29 protein-coding genes are annotated in these 20,085 nt (G+C 40.4%); 12 read left to right on the plus strand and 17 right to left on the minus strand.

Translation table 11 applies throughout. The features are described from left to right. The first annotated feature begins 171 nt into the window (after positions 1 to 171). Complete coding sequence (locus AC6CHS_RS06385) at positions 172 to 1,086, plus strand: EamA family transporter (RefSeq protein WP_498234961.1); 915 nt, start codon at positions 172 to 174, stop codon at positions 1,084 to 1,086. After that, positions 1,086 to 1,211: a hypothetical protein gene (locus AC6CHS_RS06390; RefSeq protein ID WP_498234962.1), complete on the plus strand. Its 126-nt coding sequence runs from the start codon at positions 1,086 to 1,088 to the stop codon at positions 1,209 to 1,211. Before AC6CHS_RS06385 ends, AC6CHS_RS06390 begins: the two co-directional genes overlap by 1 nt. 129 nt (positions 1,212 to 1,340) lie before the next feature. Here AC6CHS_RS06390 and AC6CHS_RS06395 read toward each other — a convergent pair whose 3' ends face one another. The 5 genes from AC6CHS_RS06395 to AC6CHS_RS06415 all read right to left on the minus strand — a co-directional run bounded on the left by AC6CHS_RS06395 (position 1,341) and on the right by AC6CHS_RS06415 (position 4,063). Then, on the minus strand, positions 1,341 to 1,964 hold the full coding sequence (locus AC6CHS_RS06395; protein WP_498234964.1) for a spore coat protein: 624 nt from the start codon (positions 1,962 to 1,964) through the stop codon (positions 1,341 to 1,343). Positions 1,965 to 2,264: 300 nt separating this feature from the next. Continuing rightward, positions 2,265 to 2,405 (minus strand): YpzI family protein, encoded by a 141-nt coding sequence (locus tag AC6CHS_RS06400; RefSeq protein ID WP_106898283.1) that lies wholly within the window; start codon positions 2,403 to 2,405, stop codon positions 2,265 to 2,267. Positions 2,406 to 2,473: 68 nt separating this feature from the next. Continuing rightward, positions 2,474 to 3,343, minus strand: coding sequence for a manganese catalase (locus tag AC6CHS_RS06405; protein WP_498234965.1), 870 nt, complete (start codon positions 3,341 to 3,343; stop codon positions 2,474 to 2,476). A gap of 29 nt (positions 3,344 to 3,372) precedes the next feature. Continuing rightward, a complete protein-coding gene (locus AC6CHS_RS06410; RefSeq protein ID WP_498234967.1) occupies positions 3,373 to 3,804 on the minus strand; it encodes a YndM family protein in 432 nt (143 codons plus the stop codon). Between the two features lie 118 nt (positions 3,805 to 3,922). Beyond that, on the minus strand, positions 3,923 to 4,063 hold the full coding sequence (locus tag AC6CHS_RS06415; RefSeq protein WP_084157441.1) for a YpzI family protein: 141 nt from the start codon (positions 4,061 to 4,063) through the stop codon (positions 3,923 to 3,925). A 147-nt stretch (positions 4,064 to 4,210) separates the two neighbouring features. On the opposite strand from AC6CHS_RS06415, the gene AC6CHS_RS06420 reads away from it, so the two are divergent. The 3 genes from AC6CHS_RS06420 to AC6CHS_RS06430 all read left to right on the plus strand — a co-directional run bounded on the left by AC6CHS_RS06420 (position 4,211) and on the right by AC6CHS_RS06430 (position 6,281). Beyond that, positions 4,211 to 4,822, plus strand: coding sequence for a lysozyme inhibitor LprI family protein (locus AC6CHS_RS06420; RefSeq protein ID WP_498234969.1), 612 nt, complete (start codon positions 4,211 to 4,213; stop codon positions 4,820 to 4,822). A gap of 37 nt (positions 4,823 to 4,859) precedes the next feature. Next, positions 4,860 to 5,240, plus strand: coding sequence for an SLAP domain-containing protein (locus tag AC6CHS_RS06425; RefSeq protein WP_498234971.1), 381 nt, complete (start codon positions 4,860 to 4,862; stop codon positions 5,238 to 5,240). A gap of 78 nt (positions 5,241 to 5,318) precedes the next feature. Beyond that, positions 5,319 to 6,281, plus strand: a complete 963-nt coding sequence (locus tag AC6CHS_RS06430; RefSeq protein ID WP_498234972.1) for a D-2-hydroxyacid dehydrogenase — start codon at positions 5,319 to 5,321, stop codon at positions 6,279 to 6,281. Between the two features lie 50 nt (positions 6,282 to 6,331). Here AC6CHS_RS06430 and AC6CHS_RS06435 read toward each other — a convergent pair whose 3' ends face one another. The 7 genes from AC6CHS_RS06435 to AC6CHS_RS06465 form a co-directional block, all read right to left on the minus strand. After that, positions 6,332 to 6,490, minus strand: a complete 159-nt coding sequence (locus AC6CHS_RS06435; protein WP_199848502.1) for a hypothetical protein — start codon at positions 6,488 to 6,490, stop codon at positions 6,332 to 6,334. Between the two features lie 51 nt (positions 6,491 to 6,541). After that, positions 6,542 to 6,859, minus strand: a complete 318-nt coding sequence (locus AC6CHS_RS06440; protein ID WP_498234973.1) for a hypothetical protein — start codon at positions 6,857 to 6,859, stop codon at positions 6,542 to 6,544. A 66-nt stretch (positions 6,860 to 6,925) separates the two neighbouring features. After that, positions 6,926 to 7,483 (minus strand): isochorismatase family protein, encoded by a 558-nt coding sequence (locus AC6CHS_RS06445; RefSeq protein ID WP_498235683.1) that lies wholly within the window; start codon positions 7,481 to 7,483, stop codon positions 6,926 to 6,928. Positions 7,484 to 7,629: 146 nt separating this feature from the next. Next, the gene (locus tag AC6CHS_RS06450; protein ID WP_498234975.1) at positions 7,630 to 8,028 is read right to left on the minus strand and encodes a hypothetical protein; all 399 of its coding nucleotides are present in this window, start codon (positions 8,026 to 8,028) and stop codon (positions 7,630 to 7,632) included. Between the two features lie 131 nt (positions 8,029 to 8,159). Continuing rightward, complete coding sequence (locus AC6CHS_RS06455) at positions 8,160 to 8,969, minus strand: pentapeptide repeat-containing protein (RefSeq protein WP_498235684.1); 810 nt, start codon at positions 8,967 to 8,969, stop codon at positions 8,160 to 8,162. 58 nt (positions 8,970 to 9,027) lie between these two features. After that, positions 9,028 to 9,384 carry a DoxX family protein gene (locus tag AC6CHS_RS06460; protein WP_498234977.1) on the minus strand — a complete coding sequence of 119 codons (357 nt, stop codon included), beginning with the start codon at positions 9,382 to 9,384 and terminating at the stop codon, positions 9,028 to 9,030. A 1-nt stretch (position 9,385) separates the two neighbouring features. Further along, the gene (locus AC6CHS_RS06465; protein WP_498234978.1) at positions 9,386 to 10,309 is read right to left on the minus strand and encodes a LysR family transcriptional regulator; all 924 of its coding nucleotides are present in this window, start codon (positions 10,307 to 10,309) and stop codon (positions 9,386 to 9,388) included. A 126-nt stretch (positions 10,310 to 10,435) separates the two neighbouring features. Between AC6CHS_RS06465 and AC6CHS_RS06470 the strand changes: the two genes are divergently transcribed. From AC6CHS_RS06470 to AC6CHS_RS06480, 3 genes are all read left to right on the plus strand, one after another. Next, complete coding sequence (locus AC6CHS_RS06470) at positions 10,436 to 11,452, plus strand: YeiH family protein (RefSeq protein WP_498234979.1); 1,017 nt, start codon at positions 10,436 to 10,438, stop codon at positions 11,450 to 11,452. 87 nt (positions 11,453 to 11,539) lie between these two features. After that, positions 11,540 to 11,929: a hypothetical protein gene (locus AC6CHS_RS06475; RefSeq protein ID WP_498234981.1), complete on the plus strand. Its 390-nt coding sequence runs from the start codon at positions 11,540 to 11,542 to the stop codon at positions 11,927 to 11,929. An 82-nt stretch (positions 11,930 to 12,011) separates the two neighbouring features. Further along, positions 12,012 to 12,353 (plus strand): zinc ribbon domain-containing protein YjdM, encoded by a 342-nt coding sequence (locus tag AC6CHS_RS06480; protein WP_498234983.1) that lies wholly within the window; start codon positions 12,012 to 12,014, stop codon positions 12,351 to 12,353. Between the two features lie 295 nt (positions 12,354 to 12,648). On the opposite strand, the gene sspO is transcribed toward AC6CHS_RS06480, so the two are convergent. From sspO to AC6CHS_RS06500, 4 genes are all read right to left on the minus strand, one after another. Continuing rightward, positions 12,649 to 12,801: a small acid-soluble spore protein SspO gene (gene sspO / locus AC6CHS_RS06485; RefSeq protein WP_036577858.1), complete on the minus strand. Its 153-nt coding sequence runs from the start codon at positions 12,799 to 12,801 to the stop codon at positions 12,649 to 12,651. A 154-nt stretch (positions 12,802 to 12,955) separates the two neighbouring features. Further along, positions 12,956 to 13,939 carry a GMP reductase gene (gene guaC / locus AC6CHS_RS06490; RefSeq protein WP_498234984.1) on the minus strand — a complete coding sequence of 328 codons (984 nt, stop codon included), beginning with the start codon at positions 13,937 to 13,939 and terminating at the stop codon, positions 12,956 to 12,958. A gap of 207 nt (positions 13,940 to 14,146) precedes the next feature. After that, the gene (locus AC6CHS_RS06495) at positions 14,147 to 15,658 is read right to left on the minus strand and encodes a PH domain-containing protein (protein WP_498234985.1); all 1,512 of its coding nucleotides are present in this window, start codon (positions 15,656 to 15,658) and stop codon (positions 14,147 to 14,149) included. Further along, positions 15,655 to 16,149: a PH domain-containing protein gene (locus AC6CHS_RS06500; RefSeq protein WP_498234987.1), complete on the minus strand. Its 495-nt coding sequence runs from the start codon at positions 16,147 to 16,149 to the stop codon at positions 15,655 to 15,657. Before AC6CHS_RS06500 ends, AC6CHS_RS06495 begins: the two co-directional genes overlap by 4 nt. A gap of 217 nt (positions 16,150 to 16,366) precedes the next feature. Here AC6CHS_RS06500 and AC6CHS_RS06505 point away from each other — a divergent pair, with 217 nt between their 5' ends. The 4 genes from AC6CHS_RS06505 to AC6CHS_RS06520 all read left to right on the plus strand — a co-directional run bounded on the left by AC6CHS_RS06505 (position 16,367) and on the right by AC6CHS_RS06520 (position 19,245). After that, positions 16,367 to 17,266, plus strand: a complete 900-nt coding sequence (locus AC6CHS_RS06505; protein WP_498234989.1) for a DNA-3-methyladenine glycosylase family protein — start codon at positions 16,367 to 16,369, stop codon at positions 17,264 to 17,266. Beyond that, positions 17,259 to 17,732, plus strand: coding sequence for a methylated-DNA--[protein]-cysteine S-methyltransferase (locus tag AC6CHS_RS06510; protein ID WP_498234990.1), 474 nt, complete (start codon positions 17,259 to 17,261; stop codon positions 17,730 to 17,732). The genes AC6CHS_RS06505 and AC6CHS_RS06510 overlap by 8 nt, the downstream gene beginning before the upstream one ends. Before the next feature lie 259 nt (positions 17,733 to 17,991). After that, entirely contained in the window at positions 17,992 to 18,495 is a 504-nt protein-coding gene (locus AC6CHS_RS06515; RefSeq protein ID WP_498234992.1) for a hypothetical protein, read from the plus strand. Between the two features lie 30 nt (positions 18,496 to 18,525). Further along, the gene (locus tag AC6CHS_RS06520; RefSeq protein ID WP_498234994.1) at positions 18,526 to 19,245 is read left to right on the plus strand and encodes a GNAT family N-acetyltransferase; all 720 of its coding nucleotides are present in this window, start codon (positions 18,526 to 18,528) and stop codon (positions 19,243 to 19,245) included. A 375-nt stretch (positions 19,246 to 19,620) separates the two neighbouring features. On the opposite strand, the gene AC6CHS_RS06525 is transcribed toward AC6CHS_RS06520, so the two are convergent. Further along, positions 19,621 to 19,983 carry a winged helix-turn-helix transcriptional regulator gene (locus tag AC6CHS_RS06525; protein ID WP_498234996.1) on the minus strand — a complete coding sequence of 121 codons (363 nt, stop codon included), beginning with the start codon at positions 19,981 to 19,983 and terminating at the stop codon, positions 19,621 to 19,623. Between the last annotated feature and the right edge of the window lie 102 nt (positions 19,984 to 20,085).

A 20,085-nucleotide genomic window follows, 5' to 3' on the forward strand; every position in this document is an offset into this window, starting at 1 on the left:
GTTTCAACAAAACGCTTTCACGTTTTAATTCCCCCCTTTATACTTAAGGTAAGTAAATTGATAGGATAAAAAGGGCCTTCTCCTCTGTTAACGGCTACGTATCTAAACCGGTAGAAGGGTTTTTATCTTTTTTCACGTAGATATAAACGAGTGAATGGGGGAGGGATTGAATTGAATGGAAAGTTAGCAGTCGGAATGGTTTTATTTGCAGCAATGCTCTGGGGTACAACAGGAACGGTGCAAACCCTTGTACCAGAGGGCGCTCATCCTGTAGCGGTGGGTACTGCCCGTTTGGCGGTAGGTGGTATCGCCCTAACCATTATCCTCTTACTAATGGGGAAATTAGACATCAAAAGCTGGTCACTCAAGCCGACTATTTTGGCCGCGATCAGCATGGCTGCCTATCAGCCGTTTTTCTTTACTGCAGTCACCATGACAGGCGTGGCAATTGGGACGGTAATCGCGATAGGTAGTGCTCCCATTTTATCTGGGTTTCTGGAATGGGTGCTCTGGAAAAGACGACCTGTAAAGGTTTGGTGGATCTCTACATTCTTAGCTATTCTCGGCTGCTTGTTGCTTTTTTTAAACCAATCATCTGTTTATGTAGATCCTCTTGGTATTTTATTAGCACTTGGTGCAGGACTATCCTTCGCAATTTACACGCTTGTTAGTAAGGACTTAGTAAGGAAATACTCCTCCATTTCCGTAGTTGCGGTGGTGTTTACTCTTAGTGCTATCCTGCTATCGCCTCTGTTATTTATTTATGATATGACATGGGTGACAGAGTTCAGGGGAGCAGCCGTTAGCCTCCACCTTGGGTTGATTGCAACAGCACTCGCCTACTTCCTATTTGCAAAAGGGCTTGTCCATATTCCTTCCTCTACTGCTGTCACATTGTCGCTTGCTGAGCCTTTAACGGCAGCATTTTTAGGTGTTTTCTTTGTTGGGGAAGAACTGAATTTAATTTCCTGGGTCGGTGTTAGCATGCTTCTATTAGGAATTGGCTTTCTTATTAAAGGGACAGAAAAAGAGGTACCCCGTCGAAGGGAAGTTAACGGGTTCGAAAAGAGTGAAATTACTCGATAGTGAATCGAGAACGAGGTAATGTGAATCAAGAAAGCCAGAAAGTGAATCGAGAACGAGGCAAAGTGAATCGAGAGAGCAAGAAAGTGAATCGAGAACCAGGAAAAGTGATTCGAGAGAGCCATTAGGTGAATCAGAAAGCAACAAAGTGAATCGAGCCACCCCAAAGTGAATCATGAATGAAAAAGCCGCGCGATTACCCGAATTATGAAAGTGAATTCGAGTAACGCCGGCTTTTATTCCCTTTAGAATGTGTTCTAGTGTACAGTATTCCCCTGTTGCGGAACGGTTACATAGCTGTTAAGCATTTGCTGCATGTCTTGTTCCGTTAGTTGTGGAACTTGATAGTAGCCATGTTTGTTCTGATACAGGAAGATTTCATAGCTGAGCTCAATAAAGTTCGGGACACTATCGGCAACAACACGACGTAATACAGGATTCGTAATTTCAGCAGCAGTCATGGCAAGTAGGGACGTTAATGATTTTGTGTTTCCGAGCATGTAAGCGGAAAGACCTTGATCGGAAAGCTGGCTGACAGAGCTGTTCGGTTTCTTTGGTTGTCCTGGCTTCAATCCGTAAACAACTTCATTCTCCTGTTGCATATTATATTTCTGAGTTGGAACAGAAGGATCCTGCCCTGTTTTAAAGCACTCCACCATTGTGTTATACAATTGGGTAACAAAGCTTGATTGTCGGTGGGCGATGTTCTTCAGTTCTGGATCTTGTATATGTTGATCATACATTTGATATTGGTCAAGCATGCTAATCACACCCGCAATTACTTCATGGGCGTCAAACATTTCATGGCCACCGTGGTTTTTGGACATCGTTTGATTCATAGCAGCATTTGGATTAGATTGTTGATTCTGATTTAGCATCATGAAGATTCCTCCCATTTATCAATATTTTTTATTTATGCCGGTGCAACCGTCCGTAAGACTCCCACTTCAAAACATGAAGAGAACAGTGATGTTTAAGTGGGAGTAAACGGACGCTACCCCCCTGATTCGTTCAACTAACAGGGAAAGAACCCCCCCCACTGATTGAAGTCTCACTTTATCTTCTCCCTGTAAGCTATCTTCATGTATGGATAATCCTACTAGGAAAGGTTAAATGATCCCTCCCCATTAGCTGTATCAGGATAAATAAAAAGCGGCCCCATATATAGGGACCGCTACTCGTTACTTATTCGTTTTGTTTTGAATTCTGGCTTCTTCTGGGCTTGAAAACTTTGTTGTATCTGTCTTATGCATGGCTGTCTCGCGCCCAGATTTCGAACGACTTGTTGCTTTTGCATGTTTATCCTGGTGGTCTTTATTCAACTGTAACACCTCCTAGATGGAAAGGTTTAGAACAAAATTATTCACTAATACCGTATTAGTGGGGACCTTTATTTTTGTCTGTCATAGTTTGCTGATTCCATATTAGGTGGTGCGGGCTTTGTTGGGTCTGGACTGTTATGAATATATGCAGGTGCCTGTTGTAATTGAGGGATTTGCCCCATTGCTTCAGGATTTGCAACATATTCAAAGTTGCTTTGCTTATCCATGCTCTCGCCACTGGCCCAGCGACCTTGTGCACTTTCTTCCCCTTGGGAAAAGTTCATAAAGGAATAGGAAACCTCTTGCTTTTCCAAGTTCTGTGGGAAGGTACTTGGTACAATCGCCTTTTGTGCTTGTTCAAGTTCTTCAATAGCAGCCATCCACTGGTTTTGGTGCATGGTATCTCTTGCGATAAGGAAAGATAACATGTCTCTTACGCCAGGATCTGTAGTTGATTCATACAGACGGACAACCTGTAGACGTCCTTGAGATTCAGCGTTTAAATTGGCCCGGAAATCCGCCAATAAATTCCCGCTTGCAATTGTATAACGTGCATTCCAAGGGTACCCAACACTGTCTGTCGGCGTTGCGCCAAGTCCAGATACGATGACATGCTGTGGGTTCATTCCCCCAAGAACTGCTTCGACTGCCGGGTTTTTAGCAGCTTCTTCCTGGTCTCTAGCAGGGGCTCCGTCCAGTAACTGTGCGATCATAGTCGAAATCATTTCTACATGGGCAATTTCTTCTGTGCCAATATCCAGAATCATATCTTTATACTTTTGATCTGCTCGGCAATTCCACCCTTGAAAAAGGTATTGCATCATAACGGTAATTTCACCAAATTGGCCACCGAGAATCTCTTGTAGCTTTTTAGCATAGACCGGGTCTGGCTGAGTAGGTTTAGCGTTGTACTGTAGTTCTTTTATATGCTTAAACAATTGCATTCCTCCTTTTTAATTTAATGTCTTTATTTATCGTAATTATCCTGTGGATCAAGCTCTTCAGATGCCTCTGTACCTAAGTTCATTCTCCCTGTTGCATTGGGAGTGGAGGAGTTGTTCTCCATTTGCTTGCTCACATACTTATGGAAGAAAGCTTCAAATGCAGCGACACCAATGGAAGAAATTAGTGCAGGAATCATCCATTCGCCTGCTGGTTCTAACCCTTCACTCATCATATATATAACAGCGAAAGCAAGAACAAAGTCAGAGATAGAAGCTACTGTATTATTGGTTCGGGGAAGAATGAATAGGTCGCCAATCAAGTATGATAGAACGCCCAAGGTTAGTGTAATAAACAAAACGTCGCCAAATGGCATCTCGTAGACAAGTCCTAACACAACAAATAGTAAAACAAGTGTAGCAATCGCCTTTATTGCAATGGATTTTATGTGGTTCATATAGACCCTCCTTTTTTTGTAGCATTTGTAAAAAAGGTAAAAGCTATGCGTTGGAGTAAGAGCGTTAAAAGAGAGGCGAGGGCCACCATTTAATGAGGACCCTCGAAGTTCGGACTACTTATTTATGCCCGTCGTTTAATCTTCTGGCTTCTTCTGGACTAGACATTTTGGTTGAGCCGGTATAACGTAGTCCGGTATCACGATCGGACTCCACACGCCCACTAGCCTTTAACTTCTTTTCTTGACGATCTTTCCCCATAAATAGCACCCCCCACACTTAAGTTGGATGTTTTTGCCTAGATTATTCGTAGAGTGAAATGAAGTTTTTGAAATGACAAGCAATGTCTATCGTGGGATACTATAAAGAGATAGCATATAAGAAAAAAAAGAAAGAGATGATTAGAATATGAAGAAATTACTTTTAGCCGGGGCGCTAATCTTGCTATTAGCAGCCTGCGGAAACGAGAATGACGAGGGTGCAAAGGAAGCAGATAATAGCATGAATGATACAGACACTACAGCTGAGGACACGGATGAGAATGAGAGCAATGTGGAAGAAGAAACAAACATGGATGAAGAAAGTGACACAACAGCAACGGGAGAACAGGAAGAGGATAGCGAAGTAGCAGAAAAGGAAAATTCGGAAGAAGCTAATTCTACTGATATGAAAACAACCTATCGTAACAAGCTAGTCGATTTAGAAGAAGAATTGGCGGCCGAAGAACAGGAAATAGGCTCTACACAGCGCGAATTAACAGAATTTGCCGGGAAGAGCTTTAATATGTGGGATGATGCATTAAACGAAGTATATGCTGAATTAGAGAAGCAGCTCCCAGAGAAAGAAATGGAAAGTTTAAGAAAAGAACAGCGGGAATGGATCAAAATCAGAGATGCAAAAGCAGAAGAAGAGGCAGCCAAATATGAAGGTGGCTCCATGGAAACCATGCAATATATAAGCACACAAGCACAGCTAACAAAAGAAAGGGCTTATGAGTTAATTACGAAATATATGGACTGATACCGTAACCTACTAGCAAAAGGAAAGGAATGAGACAATGCAACAATTAGTTTGGGAACAAGCATGGGATAAGACTATTTCACTTGGGGACAGAAAACAGATAGAAATAACATTTGAACAGGCTAACGAAGAAGCTACACGTATAAAGTATATCCCTTTTTGGCAAGCGCGGAATTATCGCGGGGAGCTGCTTATTACAGTAATTGTCCAAAATTTTAGTGATGAAGCTATGCCCTTCACTCAGTTGCCATTAACGTACGTGGAAGAAGGGGAGCTTGTTGCTAGTCATACTTTTTCCTTTCCTAATTTGGAGTTAGCGGCGAGAAGCAGCATGCCATGGACATTTATTTTTCCAAAAGACACCATTGAGCGAGAACCTAACCTGGTTGAAGGAAAGTTAGAGGATACACATGCTTAGCCCAAGGTTATGGTGCATATCATAAGAAATTGGGGTATAGAGTAGATAAAACCAAACTTTTAGAGGAGAGGGTTCGTAATGTCAAAGCGTAAAATTGTAGTCAATCTTGATCTAGATGAAAAATACATCGATGAAATCAAAGAAGTAGCTCCCGACTGGGAAATTGTTTCAGGGAAAGATACGGATGAACTGCAAGAAGATTTAAAAGACGCAGAGATAATTCTTCACTGGAAAAAAGCGATTGAGCAGACGATTTTGGAGCAAAACAACCAATTAAAATGGATCCAGACCTGGAGTGCGGGTGTTAATAACTTGCCACTTGAACAACTAAGTGAGCGTAACGTATCCATTACGAGTGCTAATGGTGTGCATGCCTATCCAATTTCCGAAACTATTTTTGCTTTAATGCTTGGACTTACGCGCAAAATTCATACATATGTCCGCCAGCAACAGAAAAAGCAATGGGAGCATGCAGATCTAAAACTAGAAATCCATGAGAAAACAATTGGAGTGCTCGGTGTTGGAGCGATTGGTTTGGAAACAGCTAAAATAGCCAAGGCTTTTGGTATGAAAGTACTCGGCGTGCGACATTCAGGAAAAAGCACAGATTATGTGGATGAAATGTATACACCTGATCAGTTATCTGATGTGCTTCCACAATGTGATGTTGTCGTAATCACACTGCCACTTACAGATGAAACAACAAACCTATTTGGGAAAGAACAATTCGACCAAATGAAAAATAGCTCGATCCTGATCAATATTGGCAGGGGGCCGATTGTAAAAGAAGATGAGTTAGTTGAGGCCCTCCAATCTGGCAAAATTGCTGGAGCAGGACTTGATGTGTTCGCAACAGAACCATTACCGGAAGAAAGCCCACTATGGGACATGGAAAACGTGATTGTTACACCACATACTGCCGGGTCAACAGAACATTATACGGAGCGTGTTGTGCGGGATGTCTTCATTCCAAATCTTAAGAATTACCTTGAAGGAGAAAAACCTTCTAAGAACTTAGTTGATTATGATAAGGGATATTAATAACGCTAATGGCATACAAAACGACGTATGCCATTTTTTTATATTCTAAGTTAATGGCCTCTCTTCTCAACAAACAACAAAATGAGTGTTGCAATCGGACCTAATATAAGAGAGAGCAAAAACCAGTTTAATCCTGTTCTATTCTTCCCTTGTGCGAGCCCAGCGTTTATTAACGCTAGAGTACCCCATCCTACAAAGTATTGATCCATTGACCTCTCCCCCAAAAACTATGTTAATCACGAAGCAGGGCTAACAAGTAGCTATAAACCGCCATAGTTGCGAAGCACCCAATTGGCGAAGATGATTCCCCCAATTGTATTCACTACTGCTAACACCATAATTATCTTTCCTTGCTTTCCTACCTCATAATCTCTTTTTAGAACTAAGCCGAGAAAGAAGGAAAAAGGGCCAAACGCAATAGGACTAAATAAATAAGGCATAAACACCGCTATCCAACTAATTGTTAACAACAATATTCTACTATCCTTTTTCTTGCTCTCTTCTTGCACGTAAACACTCCCTTCAAGTAAAGTTTTTCTTCTTAGAAAACGAAGAAGACACCTTCCCTTATTTGGCAAGGATCACACTCCTCCTGTACTCTCTTAAGTTAATGCTAACATGGGCTTACCCCTTAATAAAGTTCACTATCTATATGAATCGTGTGTTGGAGAGAATAAGTCTTCCTCTGCGTCTCTGACTACTGAAAAATGTTCAACGTTATAATGACCATGAAGGGTTTCGTTATGATGTTTTATGATTTGGTCTGCGCTTAAAGTAACACTGTCCGCGGTCGAATGTCCGTCACCTACTAATGTGACATCAAAACCACTGATAGTTGCTGTTCTAACAGCACTATCTATACAGTGTTGGGTTGCACATCCCATTATAACGATATGATTGATTTCTTGAGATGTTAGATGATTTAAAAGCCCAGTACCATGGAAGGAGTTCGTAGCAGCTTTATCAAAAAACATTGCTTTAGTGGGTAAATGAATTTCTTTATGAACCTGAAAACCTTCTCCTTTGCCTTCAGCTACTTCTAGATCCCTAACAAAAACAACAGGGACACTTAATTTAATCGCTTTTTCAATAACTAGATTGATATTCCTAATAAGTTGCGCTTTATTATAAACAGCACTTTCTTCACGGTTTCCTTCAATTAATTCTTGCTGTGCATCAATGATTAATAATACTTGGTTCAGATGATTTTCCCCCTTTAAATTATTGGAAAGGCTAGCTAGGCGCTTTCCCCTTAATATACGTTACGTCAATGCTTTTTGGTGTATGTGATAATTATCGTTCCTAAAAGAGATTTATATAGAAAACTGCAAGAAGTGTGTTACTTGGGTTAGTTGATATCCACGTGTAGTAACGGCTTTTCTTCACTGTACCTAGAATAGGTCCATCCTTCATTTGATACATTTGTACAATTTTCATCGGTACATGTAAAAATATAAGACTGTTTATCAGTTTGAACAGAAACTTCATAATGAAATATCGAAGACGGATCGGATACATTGAATCGACTAACACCTTGTTTAATCGCGTAAACTGCTTCTTTAGAGGCAATCTCTTGGTATTGCTCATTTTCTAATACCATCTTTGTCATTTCTCCTAATATCTGTTGGTCATCTACATTGAGAGTGTAGGTACTTTTAATATAACTCGTAATTCCCAAATAGAAATTTATGATAACGCTAACAGAAAGCAGAATAGTTAAAATAATAAGCAGTCGTTTCTTGTTCATTTACATACCTCTCTTTATTTTGAAAAGGCGTCTAGATTGAAGTGCGCCCAAAAGTAAGACGAATTTTGCTATTTGATTTATGGTTTAAAAAAGGTATATGTATTGTTGTGTTTAAAGGTTAAAGATATTGTCTACCAATGATTCGGCATCTTCAGCCCTGTTGGTAATCTCGTACTCTTATCACCCTTAGCTGCATTTACTTGCGCTTGTGTTAGGAAAATACAGCCCTGAAGGTTTGCTCCTCGAATGTCAGTATCACGCAAGTCTGCTCCAATAAAATCTACCCATCTTAAATCTGCCTTTTGTAAATCTGCTGCCAGCAGTAAAGTGCCTCGCAGGTTCGCTCCGCGTAAATCTGTTCCTTTCAGGTTGGCGCCAATCAGATCTCTTCGCTTGGATTGCTTTACCTTAACAGGAGATTGTCCCCGCACCAGCTCACTAACTTGTAACAATAAAGTATTAACTTCTGCTCGGTGGTCCGTAACAGAGAGATTGAGTAAATCTGTTGCCGGTAATCTTGTTAGCTCTTCGGTTTTATCAAGCATGTGCTGTAATGCAGAATGGATAGTTGCTGTAGCTTTATTTTCAATTGCTTCTACCAAATAATAAAGCATCTCATGCAGCTGCTGCATAACCGGGAAAACGTCGAACATCTCCTCAGAGATTGCAGGGTTTTCTCGCCAGCTTACACCATTATAGGTAAGCTGAGAAACCTTTTGCCCTGCTCCAAAACACTCAAAAACACTACAACCCTTAAAGCCCTTCTCACGTAAATTTTGATGAATCCCACATTTAAAGTCCTCTCCTAGATTGCGGCAGGGACTACCACCTTGTTTATTAAAAGGAAAATCAGCAGACTTTGCGAAAGGTAATGCTGTGCAACAAAGGCCAAAGCAATTTGCGCAATCTGACTGCAAATCTTTTTCCGTAATTGGGTCCATTTCATCCACGCCCTTCGACTGTCTCTATTAAACTAATATTACCACAAATTAAAATCGACTAGCCGACTTTTCTAACCTTTAACACCCACCAAATTAAAACAAATTGAAGAGGTAGACGTAACCATAATGCAAAGGCAGGAATACTGTACTGCTCTGGTTCTACCGCCATATAAATATTTACTGGGAAGATTAATACTAAAAATATTACAATGAGAATTCCTACTTTTCTCCGTGTCGGCTTGTATAGCAAACCAATGGTTAGTAGGATCTCAATGACTCCTGAAATATAAACAACTGCTGGTCGGAAGGGAACCCAATCAGGCATAGCCCCTGTGAAAAAGGGTTCCAGCGCAAAATGGGATATCCCAGCCAATATAAAGAGAATGGCAAATACATATAATGCTATTTTTTTCATGTTAAGACTCCTTTTCAGTGGCGAGACGATCTGCCATGCTATTCCCTTTAAAAGCTTCCACTACACCAATAAATGTTTCTACATTCTTTTTGCTTCGCATAACGGGAGAATAGATATAGGAAAGGGTTCGTGTGAATTGCACATCCTCAACTTCCAACACCGCCAGTGATCCATGATCCTTTTCCCGGGAAATGACACTGAGGGATAGCAGAGACAAGCCCATGCCTCTCATGACACTCTCCTTGATTCCCTGGTTGCTACTGATGCTAAGTAATGATTTCACGGAGAGACCGTTGCTACGAATAACATGGTTCAAGAACTCCCTGGTCCCCGAACCATCCTCTCTTGTAATCCATGTTTGCTGTTGTAAATCCTTGATCGAAAGATGCTTCTTCTCAGCAAGTTCATGACCATTAGAGCAAATGACCGAGAGCTCGTCCTTCATAAACGGTTGGACAGTAAGTTCTTTGTCATTACTTTGACCTTCAATCAAGCCCACGTCAACTTGGAAAAGGCGCACTTGTTCAATAATTTCCTCAGTATTTCCAATGACAACTTCTAATTCCAACGCAGGAAAATCCTGCTGTAGCCTTTGAAGAAACATAGGTAAAATATATTCACCGATTGAGAAACTTGCCCCAATCTTTAATTGACCTTGGATGGATTGATGATGGGTGGCAATATCCTCCTTTGTTTGCTCATACATCGCGATGATTTGTTTAGCCCGATCATAGAGAATCTTTCCTGTTGGCGTAATTTGTACCGATTTAGGTGAACGGATGAAGAGCTCTGTGTGAAACTCCTTTTCCAGGTTTTTAATATGTAAGCTGACACTCGGCTGTGAAATGTGTAAGGCTTGTGAGGTTCTTGTGAAATTGCCAACGTCAGCAAGTGTAACAAAGGTTTTAAGTGCATCGTAATACATGAAAACTCTCCTTATTATTAGTATTTCTAATCATAACAATAATTTATATGTATTTCACTAATAGATGATTATTAGATAAAGTAGATGGCGAGAGAAGAAGGACGTGGTTATTTGATGGGGATACATATGGGAAAGACTTTGCAAGAAAACAATGGAAAAGGTTTTATTACGGGGATAGGTTTAACACTTTTGCTGGCATTTTTAGCAGGCTTACTGGCAAAATTGCCCTTATTAGCAATCATGGGCCAGCTCGTTATCGCGATTATCTTGGGAATGATATGGCGGGCGGCATTTGGTTTACCAGAAACATTTAAAACTGGAGTTACGTTTTCCAATAAAAAGCTTTTACGACTGGGGATCATCTTGCTAGGTATGCGTTTAAATCTCGCGGACATCTACAATGCGGGAATAAATGTTTTTATTATTGCATTCCTTGATCTCGTGTTTGCGCTGGTGCTTGTTTATTGGTTAGCACGCTGGTTTGGTGTGGATCGAAACCTAGGAATACTTACAGCATGCGGAACAGCGATTTGCGGTGCGGCAGCTGTTGTAGCCATTGCCCCGATAATTAAAGCGAAGGAAACAGAAACCGCTGTGGCTGCTGGTATCGTAGCATTGCTTGGTACTACCTTTACGTTGATTTATAGTTTAATCTACGGATTGTTACCATTATCTTCAACAGGCTATGGCATTTTTGCAGGAGGTACCTTGCATGAAGTGGCCCATGTTGTTGCTGCAGCCGGTGCTGGAGGAGAAAAGGCCGTTGATATGGCTGTTCTTCTCAAGTTGACACGTGTTGCATTGCTTGTCCCTGTAGCCTTTGTCATTGGGTATCTTGTACAAAGAGGAAGTAAAAAAACGTCAGGAAGAAAGCCGACGATGTCTATATTCCCGTGGTTCATTTTAGGATTCCTTGCCATGAGTGGTTTTAATACACTAGGCATCGTTTCGGAGTCTGTAGCAAATAGTATTGTCTCGATTGCTTACATCTTAATTGCAATGGCAATGGCTGGGCTTGGGTTAAATGTAGAGGTCAAGACCTTCCGGAAGTTAGGAATGAAAGGATTTGCTGCGGGTGTGGTTGGTTCCGTTTTCCTAGCGATTTTTGGTTATGCGCTTGTGATGCTTTTTCAATTAAATTAAAAAAACATGAAACTTTTTATCAGATGTGCTGTATGAATAACAAAGCACATCTGTTTTCTTATGAAGAGATATAAGAGGTAAGAATGGATGGAAGATAATTTTGTAAACCTGTTGACGTTGTTTGTTTCCGTTCTGTTTGTAGGAATGGCTGCCTTTCAAGTTCTTCTTTCGCTTGGGATGTCGTTAGGAGAATTTGCAATGGGAGGATATTACAGAATATTACCTAAAAAATTACGTGTAGTAAGTTTGCTAAATGCTATTATCCTTCTCGGTATGTGTTTGGTTTACTTGAAAAATGCTAATTTAATAAGTGGCTTTGAGTTTTTACCAATTCCTATTTTGGTTTGGGTCATTACTATCTTTCTAGGACTTAACACGATAGCCAATCTGGCATCCCGAAGTAAGAAAGAAAGGTATGTGATGACACCTATAGCGGGTGTTGCTTTTGTAGTGTGCCTTTTACTGGCATTGAATTAAACTACGGCCTGGACTTCCATCTAGCTGAAGCCGGCCCGCCAAGAATGTGGTAAACTAGCTTTATGTAAAGGAGTGTTAGTCTATGAACGAACTACCAAGTTGTCCAAAATGCCATTCAGAATATACATATGATGATGGAAACGTTTTTGTCTGCCCAGAGTGTGCGCATGAATGGACGGGAGAAGCAGAAGCGGATCAGCAAGATGAAGTGAAAGTGTACAAGGATGCCAATGGTACGGTGCTTAATGATGGAGATGCCGTTACGGTAATCAAGGATTTAAAAGTAAAAGGTACATCCTCTGTCGTAAAAAGAGGAACCAAGGTTAAAAACATCCGTTTAATTGAAGGTGATCACGATATTGATTGCAAAATTGATGGTCTTGGTGAAATGCAGTTAAAAACCAAATTTGTGAAAAAGCTTTAGAGAATATCTTGTACATATCTATAGTGTTATAAGAAAATACTAATTAGATAATAACTAAACTATAAATTATTCTTCCATTAAGCGTGTGAATCTTGTGTGTTAATGATTCAGGGCTTATTCATAGCGTAGGAAATACATGAAGACTCCGGCGGGATTAATAGGCATAGGTGAGACCCCTTGTGCAAAGCACAAGGGGGTCTCACCTATGCCCGCAGAAAGCGAAATGTATTTCTGGAGCAGTAATTATGGATCTTACCTAGTTCGCATAACTTATTTAATTAGCCTTATAAAAAACCTATTGTCTTTTCTTCGTTTTTTTGTTATTCAACTTTTCTGCTGTTGTTAGTGGCTCGTTAGCAAATTCATGGTCAAATTGCTTTGACAACTTTCCTCTTACTGCTTGCTCATCACTCATACCAGCACGCTTTTTCTTTGATTCACTTGGCATTTCAACACCTCCAGGATCTTATTATGACACGGAGACAAAAAAATATGATTTTTAGGGTGTAGAAAGATGCAGAGATTCGAGACGAATAGAAACAACATAAAAAAGAGGTGCACATTTAAATGTGCACCTCTTTTTGTCTTATATTATTAGGGATTTAGTACACTTTATCGCCGTTGAAAATCGAGTTTTTTACGACAACATAATCAACAGTACGGATAGAATCAAGTGTGCTGCCTCCAGCATAAGAAATGGAGGACTGTAGATCCTGTTGCATTTCAGTTAGTGTATCGTCAAGAGAGCCTTTGTGCTCAACGTACATTTTCTTTCCTTCTACGTTTTTCTTTTCGCCTTTTTGGAATTCAGAGGCAGAACCAAAGTACTCTTTATAAAGCTTTCCTTCTTTTTCAATTGTTTCTCCTGGAGATTCTTCATGTCCAGCGAAAAGGGAGCCAATCATCACCATCGTAGCGCCAAAACGTACGGATTTAGCAATGTCTCCATGGGTACGGATCCCACCATCCGCAATAATTGGTTTCGTTGCAGCTTTGGCACACCAGCGCAATGCTGCGAGCTGCCAGCCACCTGTACCGAAGCCTGTTTTGATTTTCGTGATACAAACTTTCCCTGGACCAATTCCGACCTTGGTAGCGTCTGCTCCCGCATGCTCCAATTCTCTAACTGCTTCAGGTGTTCCCACATTTCCTGCGATAACAAAGCTTGTTGGTAAATGCTGTTTGATATGCTTAATCATATTAATCACGGCATTAGAATGTCCATGAGCGATGTCGATCGTAATAAATTCCGGAGTAACTTCTTCGTTTGCTAATCGCTCAACAAAGCTATACTCTTCATCTTTAACCCCTACGCTGATAGAGGCAATTAGTCCACGGTTTTGCATGTCTTGGATAAATCCAAGGCGCGTTTCTGGTTCAAAGCGGTGCATAACATAAAAGTAACCTTTTTCGGCTAAATGCACGGCAATTTTTTCATCTATAATAGTCTGCATATTTGCTGGTACGACAGGTAATTTAAATGTATGTCCGCCTAGTGTAACGCTTGTGTCACATTCTGAACGGCTGTTTACAACACATTTTGCTGGAATTAATTGAATATCTTCATAATCAAATACGTTTTCCACTTTATACACTCCTAAAACCGAATGTTATTTACGAACTGATATCCATCGTTCGTCTATTGCTTAATTTACATCATTTACGAGTAAAAGTCAATGAGCTTGGAAGTTATAGATAGTGTGATTATTCGGCACTGTGGGAAATACTGCACTTTCCAGCCTAAGTTTTAAGGATTCAACATGTTTTTCCCATCGTAATCAGAGGCTGTTCGATTACTTTAACTTAATTTCTTGATTTCTATCTTGGTACCATGCAAGAAATTCGTCAGCCCATTCCTCCGGTACGTCATCCATGGTAGTGTGTAACACTGGCTTGGCACGGTTTACGGTTGCGAGTGATGCCAATCCAAGCTTCTTTTGTATAATATTTCGTGAGACACCAACTTCTATAACTCTACTTCGCTTGGAAAGAAATAAATTTGATCCGAAGCCACCTGTTTTTAACTGAATAAATGTATCATTTATGGTGTAGCGTGTATGCTTATAATCCAGTATCCGTGATATAACGATTAATACTAGTAGGATAATCGAAAAAGCCCACCAATATTCGGAAAGACCAAAAAGGTCAGGCTTCCAGAAAAAAAGCACACCAGTAGCAATGATCCACAACCAACTTGGTCGTAGCATGCGGAACCAAAACGATTCACGAGGTAGGGACTCCATCGAATCTGTCAGTCGATAAGACGGCAGTATTTCCTCTACGAGTTGTTGGGCTTTCTTTACTGGTAAAAAAGGATAAAGGCTATTAACGTCCGCACCATCATCTCCAAGAGCCCCTGCAACCACGAGCTTTACTTCTGCGAGTCCAAGGATCCGCTTCATAAAAGACTGTTGAAGTTGAATGGCCTGTACATTTTTCTTCGTAATGGAAAAGGCAGTCTCTTCCAATACTCCTTTTGTGATATACACCTTCTCATTATCAGAGGCGATTTCATATTTGCCATACTTTAAAAAAGTCCATATTACCCCGCCGATCATTAATAGGCCAACAATCAATATAATTGTGAGGGCAACTAACCACCAGCGATCAAGAATAAATCCAACGATCCCCTCTGCTTGCTGATCATTAGGAAGAATATCATCAAACTTATTTACTTGGGATCCCAAGATTGGAATAACGGCAAGGAAGCTTAAGGATGTAAAAGAGGCCTTTATCACTTCTTTTTTCGTTGGGCTAAAGTGAACTATACGACCTGGTTCTGCCTCTGATTCAACCTCTGGACCTGTTTTTGTCTCTTCCACGGAGTCGACAACGGCATGATCCGCATCTTCTACCCCCGCGTTTTGCTGGGAGACCTGATTTTCCAGCCGGGTTGCCTCAGCAGGTGTCACAACATGGAATGTCACAGAGCTATCATCACCTTGTGAGCTTGTTTCAAATGATATGGAGGTGACACGGAAAATCCGGTGGAATAACTTGGTTTCTCGCTTCGCATGCTGCACTTTGGAATAAGGTACAGTTTTTCTTTTCTTTGAAAAAACCCCCTCAGTTAAGACGAAGGCTGTTTGTGTAAGTGTATATTTGTTTGTGAGCCATTTAAACACGAGATAAATGATTGTCACGGCAACCAATACCAGAAATGCGATCCTGCCATACTTGACCAGCCAGGAATCTGAACCTGCTTGAAAAACAAACAGGATGACAATAATAAAAAAGGTGTTTTTAATAAATCCCCAAAGATCATAGGCGATTTGCAAGGGATGGTGTCGTTTGGCTTCATTCATTCCTCCATCTCCTCCACCTTTGCATACTGGGCAATGGTATTTCGTAATTCAGTTGCCACTGCTTTTTCTAATGCCGGGATGGTATGGGTAGACCCCATCGTTTGGACGGTTACCGCATATAACGCATACTTACGCAATAATGGCCCTTGCTTCGTTGATACAGATTGTATTTTTGTCATGGGCACAAGCTGATGTTCTTCCTTTAGAGCACCTGATTTCAGCTGTAGGAATTCCTCGCTTATATCGTACCTCCAATGCTTGTACAATAATCCAGGTTTAATATATCCCCAAATGCCGCCAACAATCCCAATAACGACCAAACCGATAAGAATCCAACCTATCCAATAAACCCAAGAAAAGTAATAATCCAAATAAAACAGTATAGCTAGCACGATAATACTAATAAGGTTGGAAATGGTTTCGGTAAGCCGCCAGACCTTTACTGCTTTCTTGGAAAGTTTTTTGTTGGGAGATAAAAGATCTTCCGACATATGTAACACTCCTTTTTCTACTACGTTGCACCACCATATTTGGTGGAAAGTTGCTCATGTGTACTTCTGTACATTACGTATTACGAAAAGGTCAGCTCAAATGTTTCAGCATATCCAGACGATTCAATAAGTTCTGGGCGTAAAAGCGTCAATATTTTGTTAGAATAGTTAATAGAGAGGGAAAAGACTGCAAGTTAATAGGAGGGAGGCTGTACGGATGCAATGGAAGGATAACCAAACATACCTGGAAGCTGGCTGTCCGAGTCACTTTCGTTTTGATGAAACGCTCGTTTTCTTAAAAAGGTCTGATCAAGAGATTCTTCATTTGGTTAAAGGGAGGACCGTTTTTAAAGCGTTGAGGGTGGAGGAGGAAGCTGTCGTATTTTCGGTTACCGAAGAGGATGGCAAGCTATACATTCAGTTTTTAAACGGAAAATTCAACAAAGCAACCAAGGATTTTGTTGCTGATTATGTAACAAAGTGGTTTGATTTGGAACGTGATGTAGAGCCTTTTTATCAACTAGCACAGCATGACCCGTATTTAAGGAACCTTGTGAAAACGTATAGTGGATTAAGGGTGGTAGGGATTCCTGATCTTTTTGAAGCATTTGTCTGGGCCATCGCTGGTCAACAAATCAACCTGAAGTTTGCGTATACGCTAAAACGCCGATTTGTGCAGCGCTTAGGAGAAAAACTGGATTGGGAGGGAGAGACATACTGGATATTTCCCCAACCGGCAGTTCTCGCTGACGTGAACATCGAAATAGTAAGAGACTTGCAGTTTTCTTCCCGAAAAGCGGAGTATGTACTAGATATAGCAAAGAAAATGCGAGATGGTACCTTATCATTACAAGAGCTTGAAGAGAAAAGCTATCCAGAATTGAAAAAAGCGTTACTTTCCATTCGGGGAATTGGTGCTTGGACAGCAGATTATGTGCTTATGAAATGTTTCCAGATGCCCAACGCCTTCCCAATTGCAGACGCCGGCATTCACCAGGCATTAAAACAACAACTTGGTTGGAAGCCAACTGTAGAAGAAATAGCGGAACTTGCGAGAGATTGGGCAGGTTGGGAAGCTTACGCAACGATATTTTTGTGGAGGTCATTATATGAATAAAGTAGATTATAAGTCGCCAATAGGTGTAATTGAAATAACGGGCACGGAGGAAGCAATTTATGAAGTATCCTATACAGAGAAACAACAGGTAGAGTATGCCTATACGGACAGCCTTCCTCAGACAGTAAAAGATTGCTATAAACAGCTGGATGAATACTTTAATGAGGAACGTTTGGAATTTAATCTTCCCTTTAAACTGGAAGGTACCCCTTTTCAACAAGAAGTTTGGCAAGCATTAAGGCAGATTCCTTATGGGGAAACAGGTAGCTACAGAGATATTGCGGTATCCATTAAACGTGATAAGGCAGTTCGAGCAGTGGGAAGTGCGAATAGCAAAAACAAAATCAGTATCATTTTCCCATGTCACCGTATTATTGGTACAAGTGGAAAGCTAACTGGCTATGCCGGCGGTTTGTGGCGCAAAGAATGGCTACTGGAGCACGAAAAAAGAATTATCAGTAAATGAAGTGGCTCATCTAAAACTAGTATACAAGGGTACCGAGCTTTTAAAATTTCTTAAGGGGAAATGCTAGAAGAAGAAAGTGTTGGAATGTATAATGCTTTCTTGGGAGAGTTAGTCATACAGACAGCATAGGCTTTAAGTTCAATTTATGAATTCTTTTAATAATATGTATAATTTTTAGATTTTCTCTTCCGATTACCTATAAATATAGTATAATCAGCATAGGTAAAAACAACCAGATTCACAAAGGGAGAGAGTACCATTGTTAAAATATATTTTATTGGCAGGTGCCACTTTGCTTATCCTTTTTTTAGTTGCTTGCGCCGGAGAACAAGGGCTGGCGGAAAACCGTAAACGAGCAGCTGATCAGGGTAGGCCAACAAATGAAATTAAGGAAGCCGACATAGACTTTTTTACATATAGTGAACAAGAATTATTAGATATTGCACAGGGGCTAAAGCAGAAATATGATCAGCTTTTAGGCGCACAAACGAAGGAAGAGTTTGATCAAGTGAAAATGGATTTGTTTACGAAGAAAATGTTAGAAGAAGAAAGTGAGCTTATTCAATTTACCGGTCCTAAACCAAAACTTGTTACAGAAGTAAAAAATGAAGTTGTAACGAAAGCTACATCTTATTTCCTTTATGATTTTGAATATAAAGAAATCTATGAGGAAGCAGATGGAACGGAAGTAGAGAAAGAAAGTTATTTTTCCCTTGAGATAAAAAAAGAAGGCGATAAATATAAAATTAGTGCAATCCGTTAATTTTTCGCTTAGTAGAAATGAGGGTGGAGAATGGAGCATTTTCATACAATTAAAAGTCCTGGTAAATATTGGCTTGTAGACCAGTTAAAGAAGGATGGCATATCCAAAGAAATGTATGAGAATTCATTAAGCAAGCTCGTAAAGGAATGGCAGTTGAAAGAGTGTGGATTTATTTCGGTGCTTTTAGAGGAGTCTTCTGAAGCAGTATTGTTGGATGAGGGATTTAATAAAGTATCGACGATCGTCGAGTATACACGAACGTTGGATAACATAGAAGAATATTCTTTTCCTATTCGCTGGAACAACTTAAGTGAAGACCGCATAACGGATCAAGATTATGCAAGCCTCTATGAGCGATCTCGTTCCGGTTCAGCGAATAAGAACAAAAAACAGCCGATAGATGAAGTAATGAACTCGATAAAAAACGAGCTTGGTACTGCTTGGCGAGATGTTTGTTATTACTTTACTTACGAGGGACAAGCGTGCGGCATAAGTATCCCTCATATTGAAGAAGGAACAACAGACGAGGGCAGAATGTTTTACTTTGGTGTCGTTCCAGAATTGAGAGGCCGTGGATTAGGAGCTTCTATGCATCTAGCTTCCCTATTCCTTCTTAAAGAGAAGAACGCAACCTATTATGTGGGCAGTACAGATACTAGCAACCAACCTATGATTGATATTTTTATAAAAAACGGCTGCACACTCCGTGATCGTAAAGGAATATACCGATTAGAAAAAAAGAGAACTTAAGAAGAGACTAGGGCATAACATTCCATTGATTATGAAAAATACGAATAATAAAAGAGAGTGCAAAGGAATGCTTAATCACCGCTGCGGGAAATACTTCGCTTTCCGTGGGCACGGCCTCAGTCTCCTCAGAAGCAAGGATCGCTTCTTCCGGGGCCTTCGGACTCGTGCTGTTCCCACTGGAGTCTCCGCATTTTCCTTCGCTAAAGTTTGTACAAAATAAAAAAATAAATAACTGTCCGTACTAAACCCCTGATTTTTCTATAATCATTAGGGTTTTAGTACGGTTTTTGTTTGTGAGATTTTCTTTTGTCCCGCCCTCTTTTTTAGACTTCGAACCAAAAAAGGCGATCTGGTAGCTATACCAGGTCGCTTTTTCTAGTTATTCAAGATGCTTTCCTCGAGTACTTCAGTTTTATCTCCATACACCTTCGTAATGTGGGTTTCGCCCCATGCACATAATGAATCAAGGATCACTTCAAGGCTGCGTCCATATTCGCTTAGCTCATACTCTACTTTTGGGGGCACCTGGTTATAAATGATCCGGTTGATAATACCGTCCACTTCTAGTTCGCGGAGCTGTTGAGTTAACATTTTTTGCGTAATATTTGGCATTAATCGCTTAAGTTCACTCGTGCGCTTTTTCCCATGTGTTAAATGACATAGAATGACACACTTCCATTTTCCGCCGATAACCTCAAGGGTGGCTTCTACTGATATATTGTATTTTTTCTTCTTCATTATTTTTCCTCCTTTTTTATAGGTACTAAAAAGTACCTACATTACAAAAAAGTATCTATAGCACTTTAAAGTGCGTTCTTTTCTTTTATACCTGTATGTTAC

Source organism: Oceanobacillus sp. GQ8 (genome assembly GCF_059758495.1).

What these genes read in the sequence shown, in the direction of transcription:
- AC6CHS_RS06395 (WP_498234964.1), bottom strand. Translation starts at nt 1,964, where the DNA reads ATGATGCTAAATCAGAATCAACAATCTAATCCAAATGCTGCTATGAAT.
- AC6CHS_RS06410 (WP_498234967.1), bottom strand. Translation starts at nt 3,804, where the DNA reads ATGAACCACATAAAATCCATTGCAATAAAGGCGATTGCTACACTTGTT.
- AC6CHS_RS06415 (WP_084157441.1), bottom strand. Translation starts at nt 4,063, where the DNA reads ATGGGGAAAGATCGTCAAGAAAAGAAGTTAAAGGCTAGTGGGCGTGTG.
- AC6CHS_RS06420 (WP_498234969.1), top strand. Translation starts at nt 4,211, where the DNA reads ATGAAGAAATTACTTTTAGCCGGGGCGCTAATCTTGCTATTAGCAGCC.
- AC6CHS_RS06425 (WP_498234971.1), top strand. Translation starts at nt 4,860, where the DNA reads ATGCAACAATTAGTTTGGGAACAAGCATGGGATAAGACTATTTCACTT.
- AC6CHS_RS06430 (WP_498234972.1), top strand. Translation starts at nt 5,319, where the DNA reads ATGTCAAAGCGTAAAATTGTAGTCAATCTTGATCTAGATGAAAAATAC.
- AC6CHS_RS06435 (WP_199848502.1), bottom strand. Translation starts at nt 6,490, where the DNA reads ATGGATCAATACTTTGTAGGATGGGGTACTCTAGCGTTAATAAACGCT.
- AC6CHS_RS06450 (WP_498234975.1), bottom strand. Translation starts at nt 8,028, where the DNA reads ATGAACAAGAAACGACTGCTTATTATTTTAACTATTCTGCTTTCTGTT.
- AC6CHS_RS06455 (WP_498235684.1), bottom strand. Translation starts at nt 8,969, where the DNA reads ATGGACCCAATTACGGAAAAAGATTTGCAGTCAGATTGCGCAAATTGC.
- AC6CHS_RS06460 (WP_498234977.1), bottom strand. Translation starts at nt 9,384, where the DNA reads ATGAAAAAAATAGCATTATATGTATTTGCCATTCTCTTTATATTGGCT.
- AC6CHS_RS06465 (WP_498234978.1), bottom strand. Translation starts at nt 10,309, where the DNA reads ATGTATTACGATGCACTTAAAACCTTTGTTACACTTGCTGACGTTGGC.
- AC6CHS_RS06470 (WP_498234979.1), top strand. Translation starts at nt 10,436, where the DNA reads ATGGGAAAGACTTTGCAAGAAAACAATGGAAAAGGTTTTATTACGGGG.
- AC6CHS_RS06475 (WP_498234981.1), top strand. Translation starts at nt 11,540, where the DNA reads ATGGAAGATAATTTTGTAAACCTGTTGACGTTGTTTGTTTCCGTTCTG.
- AC6CHS_RS06480 (WP_498234983.1), top strand. Translation starts at nt 12,012, where the DNA reads ATGAACGAACTACCAAGTTGTCCAAAATGCCATTCAGAATATACATAT.
- sspO (WP_036577858.1), bottom strand. Translation starts at nt 12,801, where the DNA reads ATGCCAAGTGAATCAAAGAAAAAGCGTGCTGGTATGAGTGATGAGCAA.
- AC6CHS_RS06495 (WP_498234985.1), bottom strand. Translation starts at nt 15,658, where the DNA reads ATGAATGAAGCCAAACGACACCATCCCTTGCAAATCGCCTATGATCTT.
- AC6CHS_RS06500 (WP_498234987.1), bottom strand. Translation starts at nt 16,149, where the DNA reads ATGTCGGAAGATCTTTTATCTCCCAACAAAAAACTTTCCAAGAAAGCA.
- AC6CHS_RS06505 (WP_498234989.1), top strand. Translation starts at nt 16,367, where the DNA reads ATGCAATGGAAGGATAACCAAACATACCTGGAAGCTGGCTGTCCGAGT.
- AC6CHS_RS06510 (WP_498234990.1), top strand. Translation starts at nt 17,259, where the DNA reads ATGAATAAAGTAGATTATAAGTCGCCAATAGGTGTAATTGAAATAACG.
- AC6CHS_RS06520 (WP_498234994.1), top strand. Translation starts at nt 18,526, where the DNA reads ATGGAGCATTTTCATACAATTAAAAGTCCTGGTAAATATTGGCTTGTA.
- AC6CHS_RS06525 (WP_498234996.1), bottom strand. Translation starts at nt 19,983, where the DNA reads ATGAAGAAGAAAAAATACAATATATCAGTAGAAGCCACCCTTGAGGTT.